This window comes from Lacihabitans sp. CCS-44, from assembly GCF_024343735.1.
Lineage (GTDB): Bacteria > Bacteroidota > Bacteroidia > Cytophagales > Spirosomataceae > Leadbetterella.
Window position 1 is genome coordinate 1 of the sequence record NZ_RJUE01000061.1, and the last position, 23,340, is coordinate 23,340.

Genomic DNA, 23,340 nt, shown 5'->3' on the forward strand with positions numbered 1-23,340 from the left:
ATTCTAAAACAAACATTTAAAGGGTTAACTCAAAAGTGTGCAGACTGCCACAAAGACGTGCATGGAGGGCAATTTGCCAAAAATGGAGTTACGGACTGTGCTACTTGTCATGGAGTAGAGGCTTGGGATTCGAAAAGCTTCAACCACGATAACACCAAATACAAATTAGACGGTGAACACAAAAACGTAGCTTGTGCCAAGTGCCATAAAGCTACTATGAGAGATAATAAAAGTATTAAACTATTTAAAATTGAAAAGTACAAATGTATAGACTGTCATTTAAAATAGCTTTATTGGTGATGATTGCATTTGGCCTTCAGGCCCAATCGCCACATGGAAAGGGTTTCAAGATGGATTGTGCAAAATGTCACGATTCAGGTAGTTGGACTTTTAGTGAAAAAAGCAAGTTTGAGCATTCCTCAACTGGCTTTACATTAGAAGGACAACATAAAAATATAGATTGTAATGCCTGCCATACCAAATTAGATTTTAAAAGCACTTCTTCAAATTGTGTATCCTGCCACAGCGACATGCATAATCAAACGGTGGGTAACGATTGTGCCAGATGCCACTCTACGCAGTCTTGGATTGTAGAAAACATCAGTGCCATGCACGACCAGACTTCTTTTCCGTTGGTCGGGGTCCACAAAACCGTAGATTGTAAACAGTGCCATCAGTCTGAAACCAACGTGCGGTTTAATCCCACCGGTCAGACTTGTATAGATTGCCACACCAAAGATTTTGCATCTACTAAAAACCCGAGTCATACGAAACTCAATCTTTCTACCGATTGCTCCACCTGTCATTCTACTACCGTTACTGAGTGGAAAAGTACGACTTTTCCTGACCACGATAGTTTTTATCCGCTCACTGGAGCTCATGCGGCTATTGCCAAAGATTGTGAAAAATGTCATATCGGAGGAAATTATAACAACACACCGAAGGAATGCGTCGGTTGTCACAATACAGATTTTGCAAAAACTGCAAATCCCAATCATGCAAAGCTTAATTTATCAACTGATTGTGCATCTTGCCACACCACAGCCCCAGGTTGGGCACCGGCAACATTTCCGGTGCATGATGAGTTTTATCCATTAACAGGAGCACATAGAGTAGTAGCAAACAACTGTGCTGCATGCCACAAATCAGGAAATTATTCATCTACACCAAACGATTGTAATTCATGCCACAATGCCGATTATAAGGCTTCCATTAATCCCAATCACAATACTTTAAATCTTTCTACAGATTGTGCGTCTTGCCATACCACCAATACGGGTTGGGCTCCAGCACAGTTTACTGCCCATGATGAGTTTTATCCTTTGACTGGTGCACATAAGAACTTGAGTTGTAATGAATGCCACAAAGGTGGAAACTATAACAATACGCCTAAGGATTGTAATGCTTGTCACTCTGACGCCTTTACAAAATCAAAAGATCCCAACCATGTGGCCATGGGATTTTCAACAGACTGTTCGTCGTGTCATTCAACGGCTCCGGGGTGGGCACCTACAACGTTTAATCACAATACATTTTATCCTTTAACAGGGGCTCACGAAGCCATAAAGGGTGATTGTAATAAATGTCATACAGGTACAAACTATAAAAACCCATCTACAGATTGTAATTCTTGTCATAATGCGGCTTACGCCGGCACAAAGAATCCAAGTCATGTTACATTTGGATTATCAACTGATTGTGCATCTTGTCACACTACCAATCCGGGATGGAGGCCTTCTACTTTTGACCACTCAAAATATTATCCGCTTACTGGGGCTCATGCCTCTATAGCTTCGGAATGCGTAAAATGCCATGCAAATGGAGTCAGCAATACCTCCTCTGAGTGTGTATCTTGTCATGCGGAGGCTTACAATTCTGCTAAAGACCCAAATCATGCCCTGATGGGTATGTCTAAAGATTGTGCTTCTTGCCATACCACCAATCCTGGCTGGTCACCCTCCACTTTCGACCACAACAAGTTTTTCGCATTGACTGGAGGACATGCTGCTATAGCACGAGATTGTAATAAATGCCACAATGGTGCGAATTATAAAAATCCACCAACTGACTGCAATGCTTGTCACAATGGAGCGTATAAGTCGGCGGCAAATCCAAACCATGCTGCTCTAGGCTTGTCAACAGATTGTGCCTCCTGCCATACCACTAACCCAGGTTGGAAGCCTTCAAGCTTCAACCACAACAATTATTATGCTTTGACAGGTGCCCATGCCAACATAGCCAACGATTGTATAAAATGCCATGCCAATGGAGTTTCTAATACACCAACGGATTGTAATGCTTGTCATAATGCAGCCTACAAAGCTACCAATAGTCCAAACCACGCCGCATTAAGTATATCAACAGATTGTGCTTCATGTCATACGACTAACCCTGGCTGGCGACCATCGACTTTTAATCATGGTCAATATTATCAGCTTACAGGAGCTCATGCCAACATAGCCAATGACTGTATAAAATGCCATGCCAATGGAGTGGCTAACACACCGACGGATTGCAATGCCTGCCACAATGGTGCCTACAAAGCAACCAAAAATCCTGACCACGCTGCACTGAGTATATCAACAGATTGTGCTTCTTGTCATACCACCAACCCTGGTTGGCGACCATCTACTTTTAATCATGGTCAATATTATCAGCTTACGGGAGCTCATGCCAATATTGCCAATAATTGTACTCAATGTCATAAAAATGGAGTGAGCAATACACCGACCGATTGTAATGGTTGTCATAACAATGCTTACAAGTCTGCGGCAAATCCTAACCACGCAGTATTGGGGCTATCTACAGATTGTGCATCGTGCCATACTACCAACCCTGGCTGGAGGCCCACAAGTTTTAACCATAACAATTATTATCAGCTTACTGGAGCTCATGCCAACATTGCCAATAACTGCGTGCAATGCCATGCCAGTGGCGTAAACAATACCTCTACAGATTGTAATTCTTGTCATAATGGAGCATACCAAGCTGCCAAAAATCCTAACCACGCTGGCTCAGGGTTTTCTACAGATTGTGCCTCTTGTCATAGTACCAATCCAGGTTGGCGGCCGTCTACTTTTAACCACAATAACGTATATCCGCTAACAGGAGCACATGCCAATATAGCGAGTAATTGTACACAATGCCATGTGGGAGGAAACTTTAACAATACCCCAACAGATTGCAATTCTTGCCACAGTGGAGCGTACAATGGAGCTAGTAATCCAAACCACGCTGCTTCGGGCTTTTCGAGAGACTGTGCGTCTTGTCATACCACCAATCCGGGCTGGAGACCATCTACTTTTAATCACAATAATTTCTATCCACTAACGGGTGCTCATGCCAATATTGCAAGCAATTGTACGCAATGTCACGTAGGCGGAAACTTTAACAATACACCAACAGATTGTAATTCGTGCCACAGTGGTGCTTACAATTCTGCGAGTAATCCTAACCATGCGGCCTCAGGTTTCTCACGCGACTGTGCCTCGTGTCACACCACTAATCCGGGTTGGAGACCATCGACATTTAATCATAATAATTTTTATCCTTTGGTAGGTGCCCACGCCAATATTGCAAATAATTGTACCAAATGCCACGCTGGAGGTAATTTTAACAATACACCGAATCAATGTATAGGTTGCCACCAAGGCAATTATGACGGTGCCAGTCCAAATCACCGAAACTCAGGGTTTTCTACTAATTGTTTAGAATGCCACAGTCAGAACGCTTGGAAACCTTCCACCTTCAACCATGATGCTCAATATTTTCCTATTTATAGCGGAAAGCACAAAGGAAAGTGGGATAGTTGTACTGACTGTCATACCACTGCTGGTAACTACAGCATCTTTAGTTGTTTTAGTTGCCATGGAAAATCAGAGACAGACAAAGACCATAAAGAAGTAAAAGGTTATACCCACAATAGCAATGCTTGTTTGTCGTGTCATCCAGATGGAAAAGATTAAGCCTATGAAAAAAATATTGATTTCTTTGATTTTTATATTTTTGGGAAGCCTTAATCTGTTTTCTCAAGAAAAAAATATGGTGACTGGCGAAGTGACTTTTGCGAATTTCAAGAATGTTTATGTAAAGCTCGAGACCAACGGTAATTTGGCCTCTGGCGATACGCTTTTCGTTTTAGTAAAAACAGAATGGAAAAAAGCATTAGTAGTTATTACAGTTTCGTCCAAATCGATTTTAACGACCAATTTTTCTCAAGAAAAAGTTATAATAGGAACCAAAGTGGGCTATTATCCAAAGGATATCTTAGAAAAGCCAAAGCTAAAAGTTTTAGAAAAAATAGAACCTAAGAATGAAGTAGTGACCGAAAAAACCAAAGTACCCGCTCAGCCAGTAAGACAAATCTATAATGGCAGAATTACGGTTTCGACCAACGGCAGCTTTGAGGACTCGGAGAAGAATTATAATAGAATCAGAACCTCTATGAATTTTGATGTAAAAAACATCAATGGTGGTAAATTTTCTTTTGAGAATTATATCAATTATAACCGCCGTTTCGGAGTACCAGATTCACTTCAGAATTTCAAAGAAGACTTTAAAATATACTCTTTATCAGGAACTTATGACCATACAGCTAGAACCAGTTTTTCTTTTGGTCGAAAAATGAATTTTAGAATAGCAAACATGGGAGCTATTGATGGTTTACAGGTAGAACACCGCTACAAATCTATATTCATGGGAGGATTTGCGGGTTCGAGGCCAGATGTTTTGAATTATGGACTTAATTTATCTTTGATGCAATTTGGAGCCTTTTTGGCAAAAGACAAAGACAAAGGAAAAGGCATGATACAAACGAGTTTGGCATTTGCTGAGCAACAAAACCACGGAAGAACCGATAGACGGTTTGTGTACTTTCAACATTCCAATTCTGTCTTAGGCAATTTAAGTCTATTTTATTCCATTGAATTTGACCTTTTTCAGAATATTGACAGCGTAAAATCTAACGGTGTTAACCTAACAAGTACCTACTTATCTGTTCGGTATAAGCCAACTAAAAAACTGAGTATATCTTCCTCTTACGACAACCGACGCAATGTGATTTATTATGAAACATATCGGTCCTACCTCGATCAAATATTAAACCAAGAAACCAGGCAAGGTGTACGGTTACAGATGAATTATAATCCTTCTAAATACGTAAGTTTCAATCTGTCAGGATTTTATAGGTATCAAGAAAGTAAACCACAGCCTACCAAAAACTATGTGGCCAATGTCTTCTTTTCACAAATCCCTGGTGTGAAGTCTTCGTTGAATCTTAATTTTAACAATATGAAGACCTATTATTTCTCGGGAAACATAATAGGAGCGAGGCTAAACAAAGATTTGTTTTCGGGGAAACTTTATACCGAGTTTAGCTACCGAAAAGTGGACTACGACTTTTTTAATGCCGAACAACCCAATCTAAAACAAGATGTTTTGGGAGTTTCGCTTAATATTTATAGCAAAAAGCGTAGTTCTATTATGCTTAATTATGAAGGTACGTTTGAGCCAACAAGGAGCTATAACAGATATTATATTACACTTTCTCAAAGATTTAAAAGTAAAAAAGAATAAAGTATTGATTTCTAAATAATTATAAAATATGAAATATTTAAAAATAACGGCTTTGGCCTTGGCAATGGCCATGAGTGCTTGTAAATCAAAGCCCAAAGTAATAGTAGAAGAAACGGCAGAAAAAAAAGATATGTCAGCCACAGGCACTGCCAATCCAGCGGCCAGCACCTCGTCTGCAAGTAGTGACATGCACCAAGTTACGGCTGTTGAAATTCTGGAAGCAGAGCGTTATACCTATTTGAAGGTAAAAGAAGGCGTAAATACTTTTTGGATTGCCACCGCTAAATTTGACGCCAAAGTTGGGAATGAATATTTTTATATGGGAGGTTTGCTTAAGACTGATTTTGAGAGCTTAGAACACAAAAAAGTATTCGATAAAATCTACTTGGTTTCAGAGATAATAGATGCAGCAGCTCATCCGGGTAGCAATGGTGGCATGGTAAATACGCCACCCGCCGACATGAATTTTAAAGAATCTAAAAACGTGGCGGGAGCAATTAAACTAAGTGAGTTGATTGCTCAAAAAAACAAATATAGCGGTAAGCAAGTGACGGTTTCTGGAGAAGTTGTGAAGGCCAACTATGGCATAATGGGCAAAAACTGGTATCACATACAAGACGGCACAAAGTCGAGTGGAAAAAACTGTGATTTCACTATAACCTCTGCCGAGAATCTTCCCATGGGTGCCAAAGTAGGCTTTGTGGGCAAGTTGGTACTCAACAAAGACTTTGGCTCGGGTTATAAATATGATATATTAATGGAAGATGCCAAATTGAAATAAGAAACATTTCAAAATCAAAACACCCCGAATACTTTAAAATATTCGGGGTGTTTTTTGTATCTAGTGTCTTGAGGTCAGTTTGTTTTTAGAGCTCTTTTTTTACTTTAATTTCAGAAACAATCCGCCGTTTAAAGATAAAACACCTCCTGCTTTTTGAAATTCAATCTCACGGAAATTGTAAGTTAGTGTTGGGTTAAACTGGAATATATACCTATTTCTTCGATATTGCAGTCCTGTTCCTAAAGTCATATTGTGAAAAATCTCCTTGCTACTTTTGGATTGGAGCTTTTGATAAATTTCTTCATCTTGGGTGTCGTATTCCACATTGAGTGATTGGTATGTTTTTACATCCAAGTGTGTGCCAAAGTTAAAAAGCATATCCCAATTTTGTTTTATAGGTACATAGTAATTGACTTTTATGGGCAGTTCAAGTACTGTGTTTTTGATATAAATCTCATGAATTGGTTCGGTAGAATTTAGCTGTGTACCATACGTAAGAATAAAATCCTGACCGGTTTTTAGATTGAAATCTCGGGTATTGTTGTACTCCAACGACGAGTAATTGTTTACATGGATTCCCAGGCTCAAACTCAACGCTCTACTCAAAAAATACTCATAAGTAGGCCCAAAAATAAAGCTGTTTTCAGAACTATAACCTGCCAATAAACCCAACCTTGATTCGATTCTTGGAAGTTCAAAACCTTTCTTCTTGGGAGGGCTAGTCTCTTGGGTAGCAATTTTTCTCTCGGGTATCATCAATGTATCCAACTTTTCGTCCTGCCTTTCTACCAAAGCAGTATTCTCTTCAATAGACTTCAGTACTTTTTGATTGGTATTTTCTATATTTTTAACCAATTCCTCCAGCTTATCATTGTTGTTGGATATTTTTGAAGTTTCCTTCACTTCTTTATCATCTAGTTGTGATAAATAAACTTTCATGTTACTCAAAAGCTCCTCGACCTGGTTTTCAAGGGACGCTATTTTGTTTTCTTTTTTCCTATCTAGGTTTTGAGTTTTGTTGTAAATGGTCTTAACAACATAAACAGTGTCTTTGTGGTAGATTGTTTGAGTTCGGTTTATGGGTTCCTTTATTTCTCCAAACTTAGTGTTTAAATATTCCATATCTTTTCTGACGGTATTATTCTGAACCAAAGAATACCACAGCAATACCGTAGCTAAACTTGCATAAGTTGGCCATCCATATTTTTTTAGAAATATCGTCCACCACGATTTTTCTACATGAGGCTCTATCTTAGACCATAGATTTCCACTTACGGGTTTATCTATTTGGTCAAGCTTCTCTTTAATTTTTTTATTAAATAAATCTTGTTTCATAGGGTGTTATTTAAGCTCTTGTCGATTTATATATTCATTTATCCATCCTTGTAACCTGCTCTTTGCCTTGCTCAGATTGCCCCTAACCCCACTTTCAGTAAGCCCAAGTAAGGCTGCAATTTCTGTATTTTCATAACCCTCAATTACCGAAAGAGAGAAAACGGCTCGGTAAACTGGAGAAAGTTTCCGAACAAATTCTAATATCTCTTCTACGGAAAGTAGGTCCAATTGGTTGGGATTAAAATCTATATTCTCTATGTTTTCTATGTCCGCAAATTCTATTTTAGAGTGATTTTTTCTAAAGTAGTCAATAGCCGAATTGACCATTACCCGATGAAACCACCCTCCAAATTCATATTGGTCATTATATTTTTCAATGTTTTTGAATACTTTCAAAAAACCATCCATAACAATCTCTTCTGTTTCCATATCACTGGAAGCATATTTTGAGCAAATACGCATAGCTTTACTCGAGTAGGTATCAAAAAGTAGCTTTTGAGAAGAAGAGGAACCCTTCCTACAACCTTCTATCAATTCTTTTAAATTTAAAGCCTTGTTATTTTTTTTAAATAGCACAGGTTATTTCGGGATTAGGTTTTATGGTTGGTTAAAGTTAATAAATTCAACCAATATTTGTTGTCTCTCTCACTTCATTACTTCAATCTCAAATCTATCTACGAGTTTTTTATAGATCTGATTCCTGCGAAATTGGAAATTTGAATGTTTGCTTTGAATAAATGCATTGTATTATTAAAATGAGAATGATTATTCTCAAAACTTAACTTTGAGCTAAATCCATTAAGGAAATATCTGTGATTGAAATATGATTCTGCACTATATCAAAAACGCCAAACGGTTTGTTCTCAATTATTTCGCAGAAATTTTCAAGTACAAAAATCCCAATAAACCAGCGATTAAGGAAGACACTAAAATAACAAATTTGGCATTGTTGATAATGTTGGGGTCACTGAAAGCCAATAAGGTTATAAATATGGACATGGTAAAACCTATACCTCCTAAAAAACCTGCTCCTATGATGGATTTCCAGTTGAGGTCTTCTGGCAGTTTACATATTCCCAAAGAAACTGCGGTAAAACTTAATAGAAATATCCCCAATGGCTTGCCTACAATCAAGCCCAAAGCGATGCCAATACTGTAGTTTTGTAATAAAATCTCTCCAACATTGTCGCCGATGGTAAGTGCAGTGTTTGCTAAAGCAAATAGGGGCAAAATAAAAAAGGCTACTGGTTTATGAAGAAAGTGCTGTAGAATATAGGAAGTAGATTTTTCATTTCCGCTGCCAAAAGGTATTGCAAATGCCAATAAAACACCTGTGATGGTAGCATGAACGCCTGAATTTAGCATAAAATACCACATGGCCACACCGCCTAATAAGTATGGAATAAGATTTCTGACTTTTAATCGGTTGAGAATTAACAAAAAGCCAAAGATGCCAATTGCTGCGAAGAGGTTTGTCCAAAGAATGGTTTTGGTGTAGAAAATAGCGATGATAATTATGGCTCCCAAATCATCTATGACGGCCAATGCGGTTAAAAATATTTTTAAAGACAAGGGTACTTTGTTTCCTAAAAGTGATAAAATACCCAGAGCGAATGCAATATCAGTGGCCATTGGAATGCCAGCTCCTGATTGGCCAATTGTGCCGAATGTTAGCAATAGAAAAATACCGGCGGGAAAAATCATGCCACCAAATGCTCCAAATATGGGTAACAAAGCATCCTTTATATTTGAAAGTTCTCCCAAATATATCTCTCGTTCTAATTCTAGACCAATCAACAGGAAAAATATAGTCATCAGACCATCATTTATCCAATGCTCAAGGCTATGGTTGGCAAATTGCGTATGCCAAAATTCTTGATAGGAATTTCCAAAAGCTGAATTGGCAACAATTAATGAAACTATCGTACAAAATATGAGTATTAAACCTCCGGCTTTTTCACTCTCAAAAAAATCTTTAAATAGTTTAGTTGATACATTCATGTTTGTTTGGTTTTCTATCTTTAAATTTATTTCTGTGGAATAAAGTAGAATTAAAATTGGAAAAAGAGTTAGGAGATAATACACAAGAATTTGATTCCAAACCCTCAATTTAGGCTTTTTTTTTATAGGACTTCCAAGAATCAGATTTCTAATTTACCCCAAATTTAGGGGATTTTTTATATGAATACTCTATCGACATTGCTTTCATAAAACAAAAAAACTCTCACTTGATAATAATTATCAGGTAAGAGTTTCGGAATTGTCTTTTGGCTGTAAGTTAGTTCGGCAGTCGGCCTTTGAGCAATCCGTAAGTCCAGGTGCCAGCAATAGCACTCAGAAGGGTGGCTATTACCACCACATATCCACTACCGATTTGGGCAAAAATTGGTCCTGGACATGCTCCCGTGATGGCCCAACCCAATCCAAAAATCAATCCGCCATAAACCTGACCCTTTTGGAATTTTTTAGAGTGAAATTCTACTTTTTCACCAGAAATTGTTTTGATATTGAATCTTTTGATTAAAAAAACTGAAATCATGCCCACTACTACCGCACTTCCAATCACACCATACATGTGGAAACTTTGTAGACGAAACATCTCTTGGATTCGAAACCAAGAAATGATTTCTGCTTTTACGAAAACAATCCCAAACAATATACCCACTATCAGATATTTTATATTGTCGGTCCAGCTTTCTGGTTTTTTCATATCGTTTGGAGCTTCACATACAAATGGCTCTGATAGATTTATGTCATTTTTAGCCTCTATTTCTTTTACAGTATTCATCGCTTTGCTTTTTTTTGAGTTTTTTAAAATAATCTGAAAATGATGGGCATTAATAAGTGGGTCATCGCAAAACCACCCACCATAAAGCAACAAGTAGCTATGAGAGATGGAATTTGTAGGTTAGAAAGTCCCATGATGGCATGTCCAGAGGTACAACCGCCTGCATAACGTGTACCAAAACCTACCAAAAATCCGCCAAGAATAAAGAAAATGAAGCCTTTTGCCGTAAATAAGGTTTCAATAGAGAACAAATCAGCTGGCATTAGGCCGGAGAAGTCTTTAATTCCTAAAGCTTTAAGGTCGGCAATTGTTGCTTCTGAAAGCACAAAGGTGTTCGGATTTTCAAGGAAATTGGTCGCCAAAATTCCTCCAATGAATACCCCAAAAACGAAAACAAGATTCCATATTTCTTTTTTCCAGTCATATTTAAAAAAAGGAATATTGGCAGGAATACAAGCCGCACAAACATGCCGCAACGACGATGAAATGCCGAACGATTTGTTACCAATCAATAGGAGGGTAGGTACTGTAAGGCCGATGAGTGGTCCGGCCACATACCAAGGCCAAGGTTTAAGAATAGCTTCAAAAAAATGTTCCATTTGATTTTAATTTAGTAATGATAATTGATGATTAAGTTTAAATGCGTCATATTTACTTTGTTGAAAACAAACCTATCGTTTTGGTAAGTTTCTCCTATTTCATCCTTTCTAACCACCAACAATAAGGCATTGAGCCCTTTCAGGTATTTGTCAAATTGATAAGTGATTCCGAGGTTAAACTGAGAATAAGTAGGCATTCCATACTTATTTAAAGCGAAGTTTTTTACATCAGGAAGCTGAAAATAACCTCCACTTAGCTCAAGTTTAATATGTTTTTCGGGTTTGAAATAGGTGTTCACTGTAATGGCGGTTAAATCTCCGTAACCTTCGTTTCTTTCTCTGGGCATAAAAGTGTAAAAAGTCTCTCGGCCCCATTCTCTGGGCATCAGGTATCGACCTTTGGCGGTTATTCGGGTTCCATTTAAGAACCAGTCAAATCTGGTGGATTGTTGTCCAATACGACCTGAAAATACGTTTGAACCACTATTTTTTTGAGCATAGGCTTTGGTTGGGTCTTCATTTCCACCGTTTCCGATGGTGTTTTGCTGAATAATTTGCCCACCCAAAAACCAGTTTTTATTACCGCTTGTTTTTGATTTCCACTCTATTTTGGACATACGTGTATTCAGTATGTTTTCTACATAAGTGTTCCAAAATTGTACAGTCCAATTGTTTTTTTGAAAGTTTAAGCCAATAATTCCTATTCCCGCGGATTCTACTTGGCCTTTATAATTAGAAGGTTTTCCATCTACACCCACGCCGACAGGATAAATTCCGATACTTTCTCCTGTTTCAAACCATCTTACCGTAGATCTCGGGGATATTCTCCAAATGTATTCGGCGTGTAGGTTGAGGTGTTTCCACTCTTTTAATTCCAAAACTGCAGCCTCTACCAATGTAGGTCGCATTCTACCGTCTTGAGGATTAATAAAAGGCGTCAAGGGTATTTGTCTACCAAGGGTGAAGTTTGATTTTTTACCCAAATGTGTCTTTACATATAGCTCCTCCAGCCTATCTAAATCCTCATGATTGTTGGGCCTTTCAATATCAAATAATCCAACTTCATAGCGGTTTTGCAAATTCATTTTTTCATCTAATTTTTCTAAGTCGGACGATTTAAGGTTAAACATAAAGAACCCACTCAATCCAACCTGAAAGTGATTAAAAAACTTTGGAGTTTGGTAACCTATGCCCGCTCCAATACCCCATGCATGATAATCGCTCAGATTCCCTTCATTCACTGTGGCCGACATATAGGATCTTGCATGACCATAAAATCTGCCTTTTTTGAAAAAATGATTCAAAGTGTTGGTGTCTTTCTCTAATTCATGGTGTGCATGTATGCCTTGAGCTATAGTGCTTGAGTTAAAAAATGACCAAACAATATAAAAAAATATGATTCTTCTCATAATCTGATTCCACATGGATGCAAAAGTATATGTCAGAGCAGGCTATTTTCGTGATAAATGTTACATTGAGAAGTATTCCCTTACAATTAATTTCGAAGTTTGATCCAATAAAAAACAAAGCTGTATTTCAACCTTTTTTTAGGTCAAATACAGCCCTGAATGCTTGATGATTTTGTTTAATAATTGCTACACAAATTGATAGTCGATACCAGAAACTTGGCTTAAAAGCTCCTGTGGAGCGTCCAAAATCTTGGCGTCTTGTCTAAGAGCGGGCGTCACTGGCGAGAATTTTTGTAAATATTCTTTCATCATACTGTGAAGTGTGTAAGAAGTTATTTTGCTTTCTTTTACGCCTCTCATTCTACAGAGCATATCCTCTGGGTCACCGTCACGGTCACATGCACACAGTGCGTAGGTTTTGTTTAAATCCAAAGGTTGATTGGCAATCGTTACTTTTTGCACCCTTTGCCCAACTCTTTCAAAGGCTTTAAATTCTACTTGCATGCCTTTAAAGCGAATCAACCAACCTCCAAAACGCTTAGAGGCATCTTGGGCGAATACATTTTGAAGTTCTTTTTCTAACCAATCCATTATTTGCTGTCCAGTAGCTTTTGCCGTTTTGATGGTAGCGTCTACAGGTAGCATATCATATAAATATCCTTCGGTAATCACTACTTTGCCATCCGGCCCAAAAGTTCGGGGTGGACAAAACCGGAAGCCATTTGAAAGAACTATATCGGCATTTACTTTCCATTTGAGAGCATCCACAATCATGGTATCTATGGTATTCTCTACTACAAAGTTTCTGTAAAGAGGAACCGTGCTGTACCCGATTACCTTATTTATTTCAGCTTTGTAAGGCTTTTCTAATTCATTTACCAGCTCTAAAATCTCTTTTTTTGCTTGATATTTTTTAGGATCAACCTCTATGAGCTGGTAACTTTCATTTACAATTTTTCCATTTTCCACTTTAAGGTCTAATTTTCCGATAAAAGAGCCAAATGCACCAGGTTCTACTATTTTGGTGTATTCTGCCTGAATGGGTTTTCTTACTCGCTCGTGTGTGTCGGCTCCGAAAATATAATCTACGCCTTTGCAGTCTGGGTGATTTCCAAGTGCTATTTGTTGAGAAAGTCCCAAATGAGAAAGTATAATCACGAAATCACATTGTTCTTGCTCTTTGAGTATAGTTATATATTCTTTTAGATTATCCTCTGGTTTGGTATAAATAATGCCTTTGCTGTAAAGCGGCGACTGACGAAGTGGTACTAAAGGGTCTGTATATCCTAAAAAGCCGATTTTTACACCCAGTTTATGGAAGATTTGGTAAGGTTGAAATATCAATTCGCCACGCTTTCCTTCACCCAAATCGTGATACATGTTGGCACAAACTTTAGGAGCTAAAAGTCCGCCCAAAAGTTTTTGCATGTTTTTTTTGTTGTAGACCACCTCCCAGTTGCCTGGCAAATAGAGGTCATAGTTAAGTGCATTTAAAAGAGGAACAAATGCTTGGCCTGAGGTCTTTACTGAAAGCAAACTCCCCTGAAACATGTCGCCTGTATCAATAGTGATGGTGTTTTCAGGGTTTTCTTTTTTCAAAATATCCAAAGCAGTTGCCATGTGAGCGTATCCACCAGTTTTTCTAAAAGTCAGTTTGTTTTTCTCCCAAAATAATTCATCATGGCTGTGTAACTGGCAATGCACATCCGTGGTTTGTAGGAAAGTAATGGTACCGTTTTTTGCAGCTCCCACATTTTTATTTTCTAAAGATAAATCTTCCGTTTTGGCCATTAATGCTGTTGGTGAGCTTGCGGCAGCAGTAGCCAGTAATCCTGATTGTAAGAATTTTCTTCTTGATTGCATTTTTTAATGTTTATTATCCAGCTATGATATTCGACTTATTGAATAAATTTTGTTGAAATTTCCTCGTCAAACAAGAATCATTTTTTTGATTTCTTGTGAGCTTCTTTCCAATCTTTTATGGGTTTGTATGGCCCGTATTTGTGTTGTTTTTCAGGAAATGGATCTGCATAAGGCCCAAATGGATGGTCGAAAGGCTTGCCAGCTATATTTGGCCAATCTTTGCTCAAGTCTTTGCTGGGCCTAGGTTGCGAGTTTACAAACGCTCCCAAATCCCACACCTCTTCATCTGTTAATTGGGGTTTTTCATAATTTACACCCAATGGCATGTTGTATTTTACATATCCAGCGAAATTAGAAATTCTATACAATCCCGCACCCTGATTATAACTATTTTTTCCCCAAAGCGGTGGATAAGTATAACTTTTGCCATCTGCCGCCATTACGCCTTCGCCATTGGCTTGATGACATGATTGGCACTTGGCCTCGTAGACAATTTGACCTTTTTCTGGATCACTAGGTCTTTTAAGACTTTTTATTTTAAAAATACCAGACCCTTTAGGCGTCGTTTTTGGTGAGACATCTGATCCTAGCCATTTTATATAGGCCAAAATAGCCTTCATTTCACGGCTACTCGAATCAAGTGCTTTGCCGTTTAAACTTCTTTCAAAGCAGTCATTTACTCGTTTTACTTGATTTTCAATGGCTCCGGATCGTTCTCTAAATTTAGGATAATTGGCCTCAACTGCAAAATAATTGTTTCCCCATGGTTGAGTTCCAGCATTTATATGACAGTTTTGACAGTTCATTCCGTTGGAAATGCGGGCTATGCTACCTTTTGGCCCCAAATACTCTGAAGTATGAGCGATCAATTCTTTGCCATATTGGATTAATTTCTTCTCCTCTGGTTCTAATTTCATCATTCTCCATTCAGCTGGAGCAGTCCATAGACTTACAAAATTGGTATCTATTTTAGTTGCAACTTTTTCTGGAGAAGACGCTTTGCTGTTTTGTAAATTAGGAATTTCACTTAGTTTCAGAAAAGCCACTCCCGATAATAGGAAAGCCGTCATTATCAACAATCCGTTGATAATTTTCAGATTTCTGCTTAGTTTTTTGACTGATTTGTTTAATTGTACTTCGGACATTGGTTAGATAGAATCTAAGAATTTGAAATACAAAAATATGAGTCAAGTCATATTTTGTTTGTAACATTTGTTACTTACAAAGAATTAATTGTAGTTATCTAATAATTCTTGGAATTAGATTGAGTCATGGTATTATTAATGTGGATTAAAAATAGTTGAATTTAAATAGAGGAATGGTGAACTGGCATTCAAATAAGATTATGGATCAAACAAAAAGCCAACAAATTCAAATTTGCTGGCTTTTTGTCTAACTGATTATTTTTTATAAAAGCGTAGTCGGACAAACATATTCTGTCACGGGCACATCTGTCTTTGAAATAGCAGTAAATCCTCCTTTTACATCCACAAAATTGCTCCAACCTCTTTGTTTTAGAATGGAAGCTGCTATCATACTTCGGTATCCACCCGCACAATGCAAAATGAAAGGTTGATCTTTAGGTATTTCTGATAAATGCTCATTTATAACATTTAAAGGGATGTTTATAGCATTGATAACATGCTCAGAGCCATATTCAGATTTTTTCCGCACATCAACAACCAGTACGTTTTCTGATTTTAAACGCTCAGCAAAGGTCTCAGAAGAGATTCTATCTACCGTTTCGAAGTCCTTACCGCTTGCTTTCCAAGCTTCAAAACCCCCTTTTAAGAAACCAATGGCATAATCGTATCCAACTCTGGCAAGTCGGGTAATGGTTTCTTCCTCTTTACCTGCGTCGGTTACCAGCAATATTTCTTGTTTGATGTCAGGAATTAGCTCACCTACCCACATGGCAAAGCTGCTGTCTAAGCCAATATTAATACTGTTTGGAATAAATCCGGCTGAAAATGAATCTGTTTGACGACTGTCTAAAATCAAGGCACCAGTTTCGTTGGCCACCAATTCGAATGCTTCAACTGATAAAGCTTTTTCTGCTCTTTCCATAATATCGTCCATGCTTTCGTAGCCTTTGATGTTCATCAAAACGTTTTTAGGGAAATAAGCTGGAGGAGGCGTTAAGCCTGTTAAAACTGCTTTTATGAACTCCTCTTTCGACATATCTGGCCTAAGAGCATAGTTGAAACGCTTTTGGTTTCCGAGCGTGTCGGTGGTTTCTTTACTCATCATTTTGCCACAAGCACTGCCCGCTCCATGGTTGGGATATACTATCAAGTCGTCAGAAAGCGGCATAATCTTATTCCTCAAAGATTCGAAAAGATGCCCTGCGAGTTTTTCTTCGGTCAAATCAGCTATAACATGCTGGGCTAAATCTGGCCTACCCACGTCTCCAATAAACAAGGTGTCACCTGTAATTATGCCATGTTCTTTTCCAGATTCGTCTATGACCAAATAAGTTGTGGATTCCATCGTATGGCCAGGAGTATGAATGGCTTTTACCTGAATATCACCGATTTGGAATATTTGTCCATCCTCTGCAATTAGTGCTTCAAACGCAGGCTTTGCGGTGGGTCCATAAACTATAGTGGCTCCAGTTTTTTTGGCCATGTCGAGGTGTCCACTCACAAAATCGGCATGGAAGTGGGTTTCAAAGACATATTTAATTTTTGCATTATCTTTTTTTGCTCTGGAGATGTACGGATCAACTTCGCGAAGTGGATCAAAAATCGCGGCCTCACCCTTACTTTCAAGATAATAAGCGGCATGTGCCAAACAGCCAGTATATATTTGTTCGAGTTTCATTTTTATGTTCATTTAAGATTTCTATAAAATATTTTGAAGGCGAGATGAAGCTAATCTTCATGGGCATTTGTTGGAGCAGCTTTTTTTCATTTTGATTGAATCGTTTAATATTGATAAACCAAAATTGTAAATATCTATTTTCAAAAAATATGACGACCATCAAGATAGATGATTAGTGCCATAAATAATGTAAAAAATGCTAAGCTATTGAAAATGAATTTGATGAAGGATTTTTGTATGAAATTTACCTAATCCTAGATATAGAAAAGTGTGAAATTTTTCTTAAATAATATTTTAAAATTGATGCTTTTGCTGGAATAATTTGTCTATCAAAAAAAGCGATTCATAGCATAAAAATGAACAAACAGAAGGTTTTTTTTGCACAAAAAATGCGTACCTTATTATTGAAAATAAAGTACGCATTTTGAATTTCTCTCGACCTCAAATTTTAAAAGATGAGGCTGAATGTTTTTAACAAACGGCTTCTTCCATCATGCTGGTTACTACTGGATTACCTTGTTTTACCCAATCCATATAACTCCCAGAATAATTTTTCACGTTTTTGTAACCATGTTTTAACAACAACGAATAGGCTATGGCAGCACGGTCGCCACTTTGGCAATGGATTACGATTTGCATGTCTTTACTGATTTTATCAAGATTTTGCAGGATTGTCCCTACAAAAATATTCTCAACGCCTTCAATATGGCCACTGTTGTATTCTGCAACTCCTCTTATATCAATTACTTGCGAATCTTCTCTGTCGAGATAACTTTTGAATTCATCTATTTCTATGATGTCGCTTTTTTGTAAATCTATTCCCAAAGAATTTACATCAGAAACATATCCAATGACATTGTCTAGGCCAATTCTCATCAATTTTCGCGTCAAGTCCTCGATTTGAGCTTCGCTTGCCACCAACATAAACGATTCTTGATAATCAACAAACCAGCCCATCCAAGTTGCAAATGCGTTATTGCCTTGAATATTTATGCTATCAGGAACAAAACCTGCAGCAAAATCCACTTTATTTCTAGCATCAATTAACTTTATACCTTTTCTCATGGCTTCTTTTACTTCCGCACCTGTTAGTTTTTTCTGAGCCGGTACTTCTGTCAATAAAGGCCTGTCCACTTTGTTGAGGTGTTTCATCATGGCAAAATATTTTGGAGGCTCAGGCTGGTCTGCCAAGAGGTATTTCACAAATCCGTCTTGGTTATTCTCATAGTGGAACGCCCAGTTTCTTATTTTTTCATACCCAACAGTGGAGCTTGGAACCGCTCCAAGGGCTTTGCCACATGCTGAACCTGCACCATGTCCTGGCCAAACTTGTAGGTGGTCAGGAAGTGCTTCGAATTTCTGAATCGAGCCGTACATTTGAATGGCTCCGGCTTCTTTGGTACCGATAATACCAGCGGCTTTTTCCAATAAATCAGGTCGGCCAATATCTCCTACAAATACAAAATCTCCAGTAAATAACATTACTGGCTCCAAGCTGGCGGGTTTGTCAGTCAATAGAAAACTTATGCTTTCTGGCGTGTGACCTGGTGTATGAATCACTTGAAATGTCAAATTTCCTACAGTGATCACACTTCCATCTTTTAAGCCAGTGTGCTTAAATTCATATTGCCAGCCTTCTCCGCCTTCGTCCGAAAGAAACATTTCTGCACCGGTAACTGCGGCCAATTCTCTGGTTCCAGATAGAAAATCTGCATGAATGTGGGTTTCTGTCACATGCGTGATTTTCATATTGTTTGCTTTTGCAATTTCGAGATAAGTGTCAATATCTCTTTTTGGGTCGATTACCAAAGCAACTCCGGCTTTTTGACAACCAATAAAGTAACTCGCTTGAGCTAAACTTTTATCGTAAACGTGTTGAAAGAACATTTTTTATTTGATTTAAAGATTTGAAATTGATTTATTAAATTTTTGAACTAATTGAATTTTTATGCGGCATGAAAAAACACTTCCTTGGTTATGATATAGATTCCCATCACCAAGACAAACCAACCGAAGGCTTTTTTAAGTTTTTCTCCAAGAATAAATTTGGAAATGTAAGAACCTGCAAATATTCCTAGAATGGATAAACCCGTGAATGGAAGCAAAAAGGCCCAGTCAACCGATAAATTGGATAGGTCGCCCAAGAAGCCGATCAACGATTTGGCTGCTATGATTAAGAGCGAAGTGCCAACGGCCATTTTCATAGGTAAACGTGCAAATAAAACCAGGGCTGGAATGATTAAAAAACCGCCTCCGGCTCCAACAATTCCTGTTAGAACACCAACTAAGCCACCTTCAAGGGCTATCATCAGGTAATTGAACTTCAATTCGGTATTGGGGTCTTCTTTCTTTGCTTTATTAGATTTTATCATAGAATAAGAAGCCGCCAACATGATAAATGCAAAGAAAACCATGATTCCGACGTTCTTGGAAACTTCAAACCCAGATAAACTAAATAAAGGGTCTGGAATAGCAGGGACAAGAAATTTTCGTGTTAAAAAAACTGTCGTAAACGATGGAATGGCGAAAACCAAGGCGGCTTTGTAATTCACGAGTCTTTTACGCATAAAACTTACGGAACCAACCAATGAAGTAGTGCCAACCACAAAAAGAGAATATGCGGTGGAAATCACCGGGCTGATGTGCAACAAATAAACCATGACGGGTAAAGTGAGTATACTTCCACCTCCTCCGATTAAGCCCAAGCTGATGCCAATCATTATCGATGCCCCAAAACCTATTATTTCTACTGAATTCATTTGTATTGTTTTTGATTATTGACAGTGCAAAAGTATCCAGCCTGAAAAAGAGTTTTCGTGATAATTGTTACTTACCCTTCAAATTTTATGATTTTTGTCATGTTTGTTTTTTGTAGATTTTAGAAATTAAGAATTTAAACAATGAGATAGTTTAAAAGCACTGTTTTTGCCAATATATGATACTTACAATTATGAGTTTGACTTTTAGTCTTGAATTCGATGTGTTTCAACATCTAATCCGACATACTTTCTGACCCATTTTCAATTGAATTTAGCACAATTTAAATTGTAGAATCTTTATTCTAAAAACCGGAAATCTTTCTTTACGAGCTTAATATTGAAAAATTTCAATGGTTCAATTAAACTAAATGTTTACAAAAAAGTCTAAATAACTATAGTTGTATGAATAGTCAGAAAATACTCTTTAAAACCAGTTTTTGGAAGAGTTAAAAAGAATCAGAATAACAAATAATAAACTAAAATCATGACCAAATTAAAACTAACCATTAAAATAGCCGCAATATGCGTAATGGGCTTGTTCATTGGATGCCAAACGGAAGAAGCAGATGTGAATCCTACAACCAATGGCACTACATCGACAACAGTTCCAGATGTTTACAAAAAAATCTACGGAGCGAGCAGTATTACCACAGATGGTACTTTCCTAATCATAAAAACCAATGGAACACCAGACCATGAAAGTCAGTATTTCCCAACTAACAATGCATTGTATAAAACTTATGCTGGAACCACTTTTGGAGGAACAGAATTTAAGAAAAATCCAAATGTGATAGCTACTCAAACCTTAACTTTTAAAATTCCTTTGAACCCAACTGTTGCCAATAACCATGCAGCTACACCATTGGGAGCTATTGGAGTTGCATTAAACGGGGTAGCATTTTACAATCAATACGCGGGGCCAAACAATCAAGTTCTTACCTCAGAAATAGCCAGTTTTGATAAATATTATGGTCATCCAACCGGTACGAGTCAATATCATTATCACGTAGAACCTTTGTATTTGACCACTGTAAAATCAACTAAATCGGGTCTTATGGGCTTTTTGTTGGATGGTTTTCCAGTTTATGGGCCGACTGAAGAAAGTGGTAAGGCTGTGGCAAATAGCGACTTAGATGTTTATCATGGACATGCACACGTTACGGTGGATTTTCCAAAAGGAATTTATCATTATCATTTTACTTCAGATGCTCCGTATTTGAATGGAAATGGATATTATGGAACTGCTGGAACTGTATCGCAGTAATGAAAATCATTTTATACTTCACATTGATTTTAATGTACTCTTGTGATCCGTCACAAGAAAAGAATTTAGTGGACACAAAAACACGCAAAATTCCAAAGGTTTATGTTTCAATTAAATCAAAAGACCTCTCTTTTAAATCTGATACAGCTTTTTTGAATAATAAACCTTACGCTGGTTTTATTTATGAATTAGATGCTACCACCAATGATTTGATAGCATCTGGTGGTTATTTAAACGGTTTATTATCAGGTGTTAAGAAAAAGTGGTACAAAGGATATGCACTTATGGAGGAACGTTATTATTTGAATGGTGCAAAAAACGGGAAACAAATTGCCTATTGGGAAAATGGCAACAAAAAGTTTGAGTTTGTTGCAAAAAACGATACCTATGAGGGAGAATTAAAAGAATGGAATATAAGTGGAAATTTGATTCACTTGGCAACTTTTGTAAATGGTCAAGAAGAAGGAACGCAGAAAATGTGGTATGATAACGGAAAAATCCGAGCTAACTATGTGATGCGAAAAGGTAAAAGATATGGATTATTGGGAACTAAAAATTGTGTAAATGTATCGGATAGCATATTTGTTGTTAAGTAGTTTATGGTTGTTTTCATGTAATTCAAAATCGAATGATTCATTTGAATTGCCCTATTATAACGAGCCAGATTTTACACCACTTTTTCTTTCTGATGAAAATGAAGTAAACGCAAAAATTACACATCGAATTCAAAACTTTGCTTTTTTGAATCAAGATAGCACCGCCATAAACCAGCAAAACATTGAAGGCAAAGTTCATGTGGCCAATTTCATCTTTACCAAATGTGGCGTAGTTTGTCCAATCTTAACTAAAAATTTAAAAATCGTATCAGATAGTTTAAAATCAGAAAAAGACCTCATTTTTCTGTCCTATTCAGTTACTCCTTGGATGGACTCGCCAAGCATTTTGCGTAGCTACAAAACTAGAAATAATATTCAAAACATTAATTGGCATTTTCTAACTGGTTCAAAGTCAGAAATATATAATTTAGCTCGAAAGTCATATTTTGCAGAAGAAGACATTGGATTTGCCAAAGACAGTTCAGCGTTTTTGCATACAGAACATTTTATTTTAGTAGACAAAAACAAACGAATTAGAGGAGTTTATAACGGAACACTAAGCTTTGATATGCAACAACTGATTGAAGATATAAAGATTTTAAAAGCTGAAGATTAAAGGCTGAGTTACTAATCAGAGACTCCTGGCAAGCCCCAATATAAAACCGATTTAATGTTTTGGAGAAATTATGTATGTGCAAATATCCATAAATAAAAAAAGATTGCCAATGATGACAATCTTTTGTGGGCCCACCTGGGATCGAACCAGGCACCTACTGATTATGAGTCAGTTGCTCTAACCGAATGAGCTATAGGCCCGTTGTTTTCTTTGAAAAAGATTAACCGTTTCTCTGAAAAGCAGTGCAAAGGTACGGGTTTAATAGTAAAAGGCAAATGTTTTTTTGAAAAAATGTGTCAGTTTAAGCTTGCTATTTTGTATCTGTCTAAATATGAAACGCTTATTAGAAATATTTTTTTTCTTTCAATACGAAACCTTACATTTGCATCGATGATAAAACGAAGTTCCATATTTTTGATTGCTGCCGTGATTTTCTTTGAGAGTCTATTGCCGAATGGCTTGGGCATTTCTCAAGTGTCTCGTATTGGAGAGCTTTATCATCATTATTTAGAACACAGGCAAGAAGGTACTAGTCTTGGTACTTTTCTTTGGATGCACTATTCTTCAGATTCAGGTCATAAAACCAATAGGGAGCACAAAAATCTCCCTTCTTTCGAATCTCAAATATCTTTCTTAGCTTTTGTCCCTTTGGTTTCATTAAAAATGGATTCTAACTTCAAAGAAAATGTCGTTTTCAATGAAGTATTTAATTCTTTGGAATATTCAAATCTTTACAGGTTTCAATATTTAAAATCTCTCCTCAATCCTCCCCAGTTGGGCTAATCTACAGTTTTTGTAATTGTTTGAAATTTTTGTTTCAAACTAAATCCTATTTTGAATTATTAGATATGCTATCAATAGCTGATGCAGTCTTCAGTTTAAAAAAAATCAGATATTTCATTGTCGATTTTTAATATCGACCAAAAAAACATT

18 protein-coding genes, 1 tRNA gene and 1 pseudogene are annotated in these 23,340 nt (G+C 37.3%); 8 read left to right on the plus strand and 12 right to left on the minus strand.

From position 1 onward, the window contains the following. From EGI26_RS16375 to EGI26_RS16390, 4 genes and pseudogenes are all read left to right on the plus strand, one after another. A pseudogene (locus tag EGI26_RS16375) lies at positions 1-288 on the plus strand (hypothetical protein); the annotation flags it as partial. Further along, on the plus strand, positions 264-3,965 hold the full coding sequence (locus EGI26_RS16380; RefSeq protein ID WP_255080121.1) for a hypothetical protein: 3,702 nt from the start codon (positions 264-266) through the stop codon (positions 3,963-3,965). The pseudogene EGI26_RS16375 and the gene EGI26_RS16380, both read left to right, overlap by 25 nt. Before the next feature lie 4 nt (positions 3,966-3,969). Continuing rightward, positions 3,970-5,574: a hypothetical protein gene (locus tag EGI26_RS16385; protein ID WP_255080122.1), complete on the plus strand. Its 1,605-nt coding sequence runs from the start codon at positions 3,970-3,972 to the stop codon at positions 5,572-5,574. 28 nt (positions 5,575-5,602) lie between these two features. Beyond that, positions 5,603-6,355: a GW dipeptide domain-containing protein gene (locus tag EGI26_RS16390; RefSeq protein ID WP_255080123.1), complete on the plus strand. Its 753-nt coding sequence runs from the start codon at positions 5,603-5,605 to the stop codon at positions 6,353-6,355. 99 nt (positions 6,356-6,454) lie between these two features. On the opposite strand, the gene EGI26_RS16395 is transcribed toward EGI26_RS16390, so the two are convergent. The 11 genes from EGI26_RS16395 to EGI26_RS16445 all read right to left on the minus strand — a co-directional run bounded on the left by EGI26_RS16395 (position 6,455) and on the right by EGI26_RS16445 (position 19,931). After that, positions 6,455-7,690 carry a hypothetical protein gene (locus tag EGI26_RS16395; protein ID WP_255080124.1) on the minus strand — a complete coding sequence of 412 codons (1,236 nt, stop codon included), beginning with the start codon at positions 7,688-7,690 and terminating at the stop codon, positions 6,455-6,457. A gap of 6 nt (positions 7,691-7,696) precedes the next feature. Next, entirely contained in the window at positions 7,697-8,266 is a 570-nt protein-coding gene (locus EGI26_RS16400; protein ID WP_255080125.1) for a sigma-70 family RNA polymerase sigma factor, read from the minus strand. A gap of 291 nt (positions 8,267-8,557) precedes the next feature. Then, positions 8,558-9,691 carry a Na+/H+ antiporter NhaA gene (nhaA, locus tag EGI26_RS16405; protein WP_255080126.1) on the minus strand — a complete coding sequence of 378 codons (1,134 nt, stop codon included), beginning with the start codon at positions 9,689-9,691 and terminating at the stop codon, positions 8,558-8,560. 277 nt (positions 9,692-9,968) lie between these two features. After that, positions 9,969-10,478, minus strand: a complete 510-nt coding sequence (locus tag EGI26_RS16410; protein ID WP_255080127.1) for a YeeE/YedE family protein — start codon at positions 10,476-10,478, stop codon at positions 9,969-9,971. A gap of 23 nt (positions 10,479-10,501) precedes the next feature. Beyond that, on the minus strand, positions 10,502-11,077 hold the full coding sequence (locus tag EGI26_RS16415; protein WP_255080128.1) for a YeeE/YedE family protein: 576 nt from the start codon (positions 11,075-11,077) through the stop codon (positions 10,502-10,504). 11 nt (positions 11,078-11,088) lie between these two features. Continuing rightward, entirely contained in the window at positions 11,089-12,486 is a 1,398-nt protein-coding gene (locus EGI26_RS16420; protein ID WP_255080129.1) for an OprD family outer membrane porin, read from the minus strand. Positions 12,487-12,672: 186 nt separating this feature from the next. Beyond that, positions 12,673-14,349 (minus strand): bifunctional UDP-sugar hydrolase/5'-nucleotidase, encoded by a 1,677-nt coding sequence (locus EGI26_RS16425; RefSeq protein WP_255080130.1) that lies wholly within the window; start codon positions 14,347-14,349, stop codon positions 12,673-12,675. 77 nt (positions 14,350-14,426) lie between these two features. Further along, the gene (locus tag EGI26_RS16430) at positions 14,427-15,494 is read right to left on the minus strand and encodes a c-type cytochrome (protein WP_255080131.1); all 1,068 of its coding nucleotides are present in this window, start codon (positions 15,492-15,494) and stop codon (positions 14,427-14,429) included. Positions 15,495-15,756: 262 nt separating this feature from the next. After that, a complete protein-coding gene (locus EGI26_RS16435) occupies positions 15,757-17,172 on the minus strand; it encodes a rhodanese-like domain-containing protein (protein WP_255080132.1) in 1,416 nt (471 codons plus the stop codon). 471 nt (positions 17,173-17,643) lie between these two features. Then, a complete protein-coding gene (locus tag EGI26_RS16440; RefSeq protein ID WP_255080133.1) occupies positions 17,644-19,059 on the minus strand; it encodes a rhodanese-like domain-containing protein in 1,416 nt (471 codons plus the stop codon). Between the two features lie 59 nt (positions 19,060-19,118). Further along, positions 19,119-19,931, minus strand: a complete 813-nt coding sequence (locus EGI26_RS16445; RefSeq protein ID WP_255080135.1) for a sulfite exporter TauE/SafE family protein — start codon at positions 19,929-19,931, stop codon at positions 19,119-19,121. A 484-nt stretch (positions 19,932-20,415) separates the two neighbouring features. Between EGI26_RS16445 and EGI26_RS16450 the strand changes: the two genes are divergently transcribed. The 3 genes from EGI26_RS16450 to EGI26_RS16460 are packed head-to-tail and all read left to right on the plus strand — an operon-like array spanning position 20,416 to position 22,407. Next, entirely contained in the window at positions 20,416-21,195 is a 780-nt protein-coding gene (locus EGI26_RS16450; protein WP_255080137.1) for a YHYH protein, read from the plus strand. Continuing rightward, positions 21,195-21,791, plus strand: a complete 597-nt coding sequence (locus tag EGI26_RS16455; protein WP_255080138.1) for a toxin-antitoxin system YwqK family antitoxin — start codon at positions 21,195-21,197, stop codon at positions 21,789-21,791. The genes EGI26_RS16450 and EGI26_RS16455 overlap by 1 nt, the downstream gene beginning before the upstream one ends. Then, positions 21,760-22,407 carry an SCO family protein gene (locus EGI26_RS16460; protein ID WP_255080139.1) on the plus strand — a complete coding sequence of 216 codons (648 nt, stop codon included), beginning with the start codon at positions 21,760-21,762 and terminating at the stop codon, positions 22,405-22,407. Before EGI26_RS16455 ends, EGI26_RS16460 begins: the two co-directional genes overlap by 32 nt. A 126-nt stretch (positions 22,408-22,533) precedes the next feature. On the opposite strand, the gene EGI26_RS16465 is transcribed toward EGI26_RS16460, so the two are convergent. After that, positions 22,534-22,607: transfer RNA gene (locus EGI26_RS16465), tRNA-Ile, on the minus strand. A 190-nt stretch (positions 22,608-22,797) separates the two neighbouring features. Between EGI26_RS16465 and EGI26_RS16470 the strand changes: the two genes are divergently transcribed. Then, the gene (locus EGI26_RS16470; RefSeq protein ID WP_255080140.1) at positions 22,798-23,190 is read left to right on the plus strand and encodes a hypothetical protein; all 393 of its coding nucleotides are present in this window, start codon (positions 22,798-22,800) and stop codon (positions 23,188-23,190) included. The last annotated feature ends 150 nt before the right edge of the window (positions 23,191-23,340 follow it).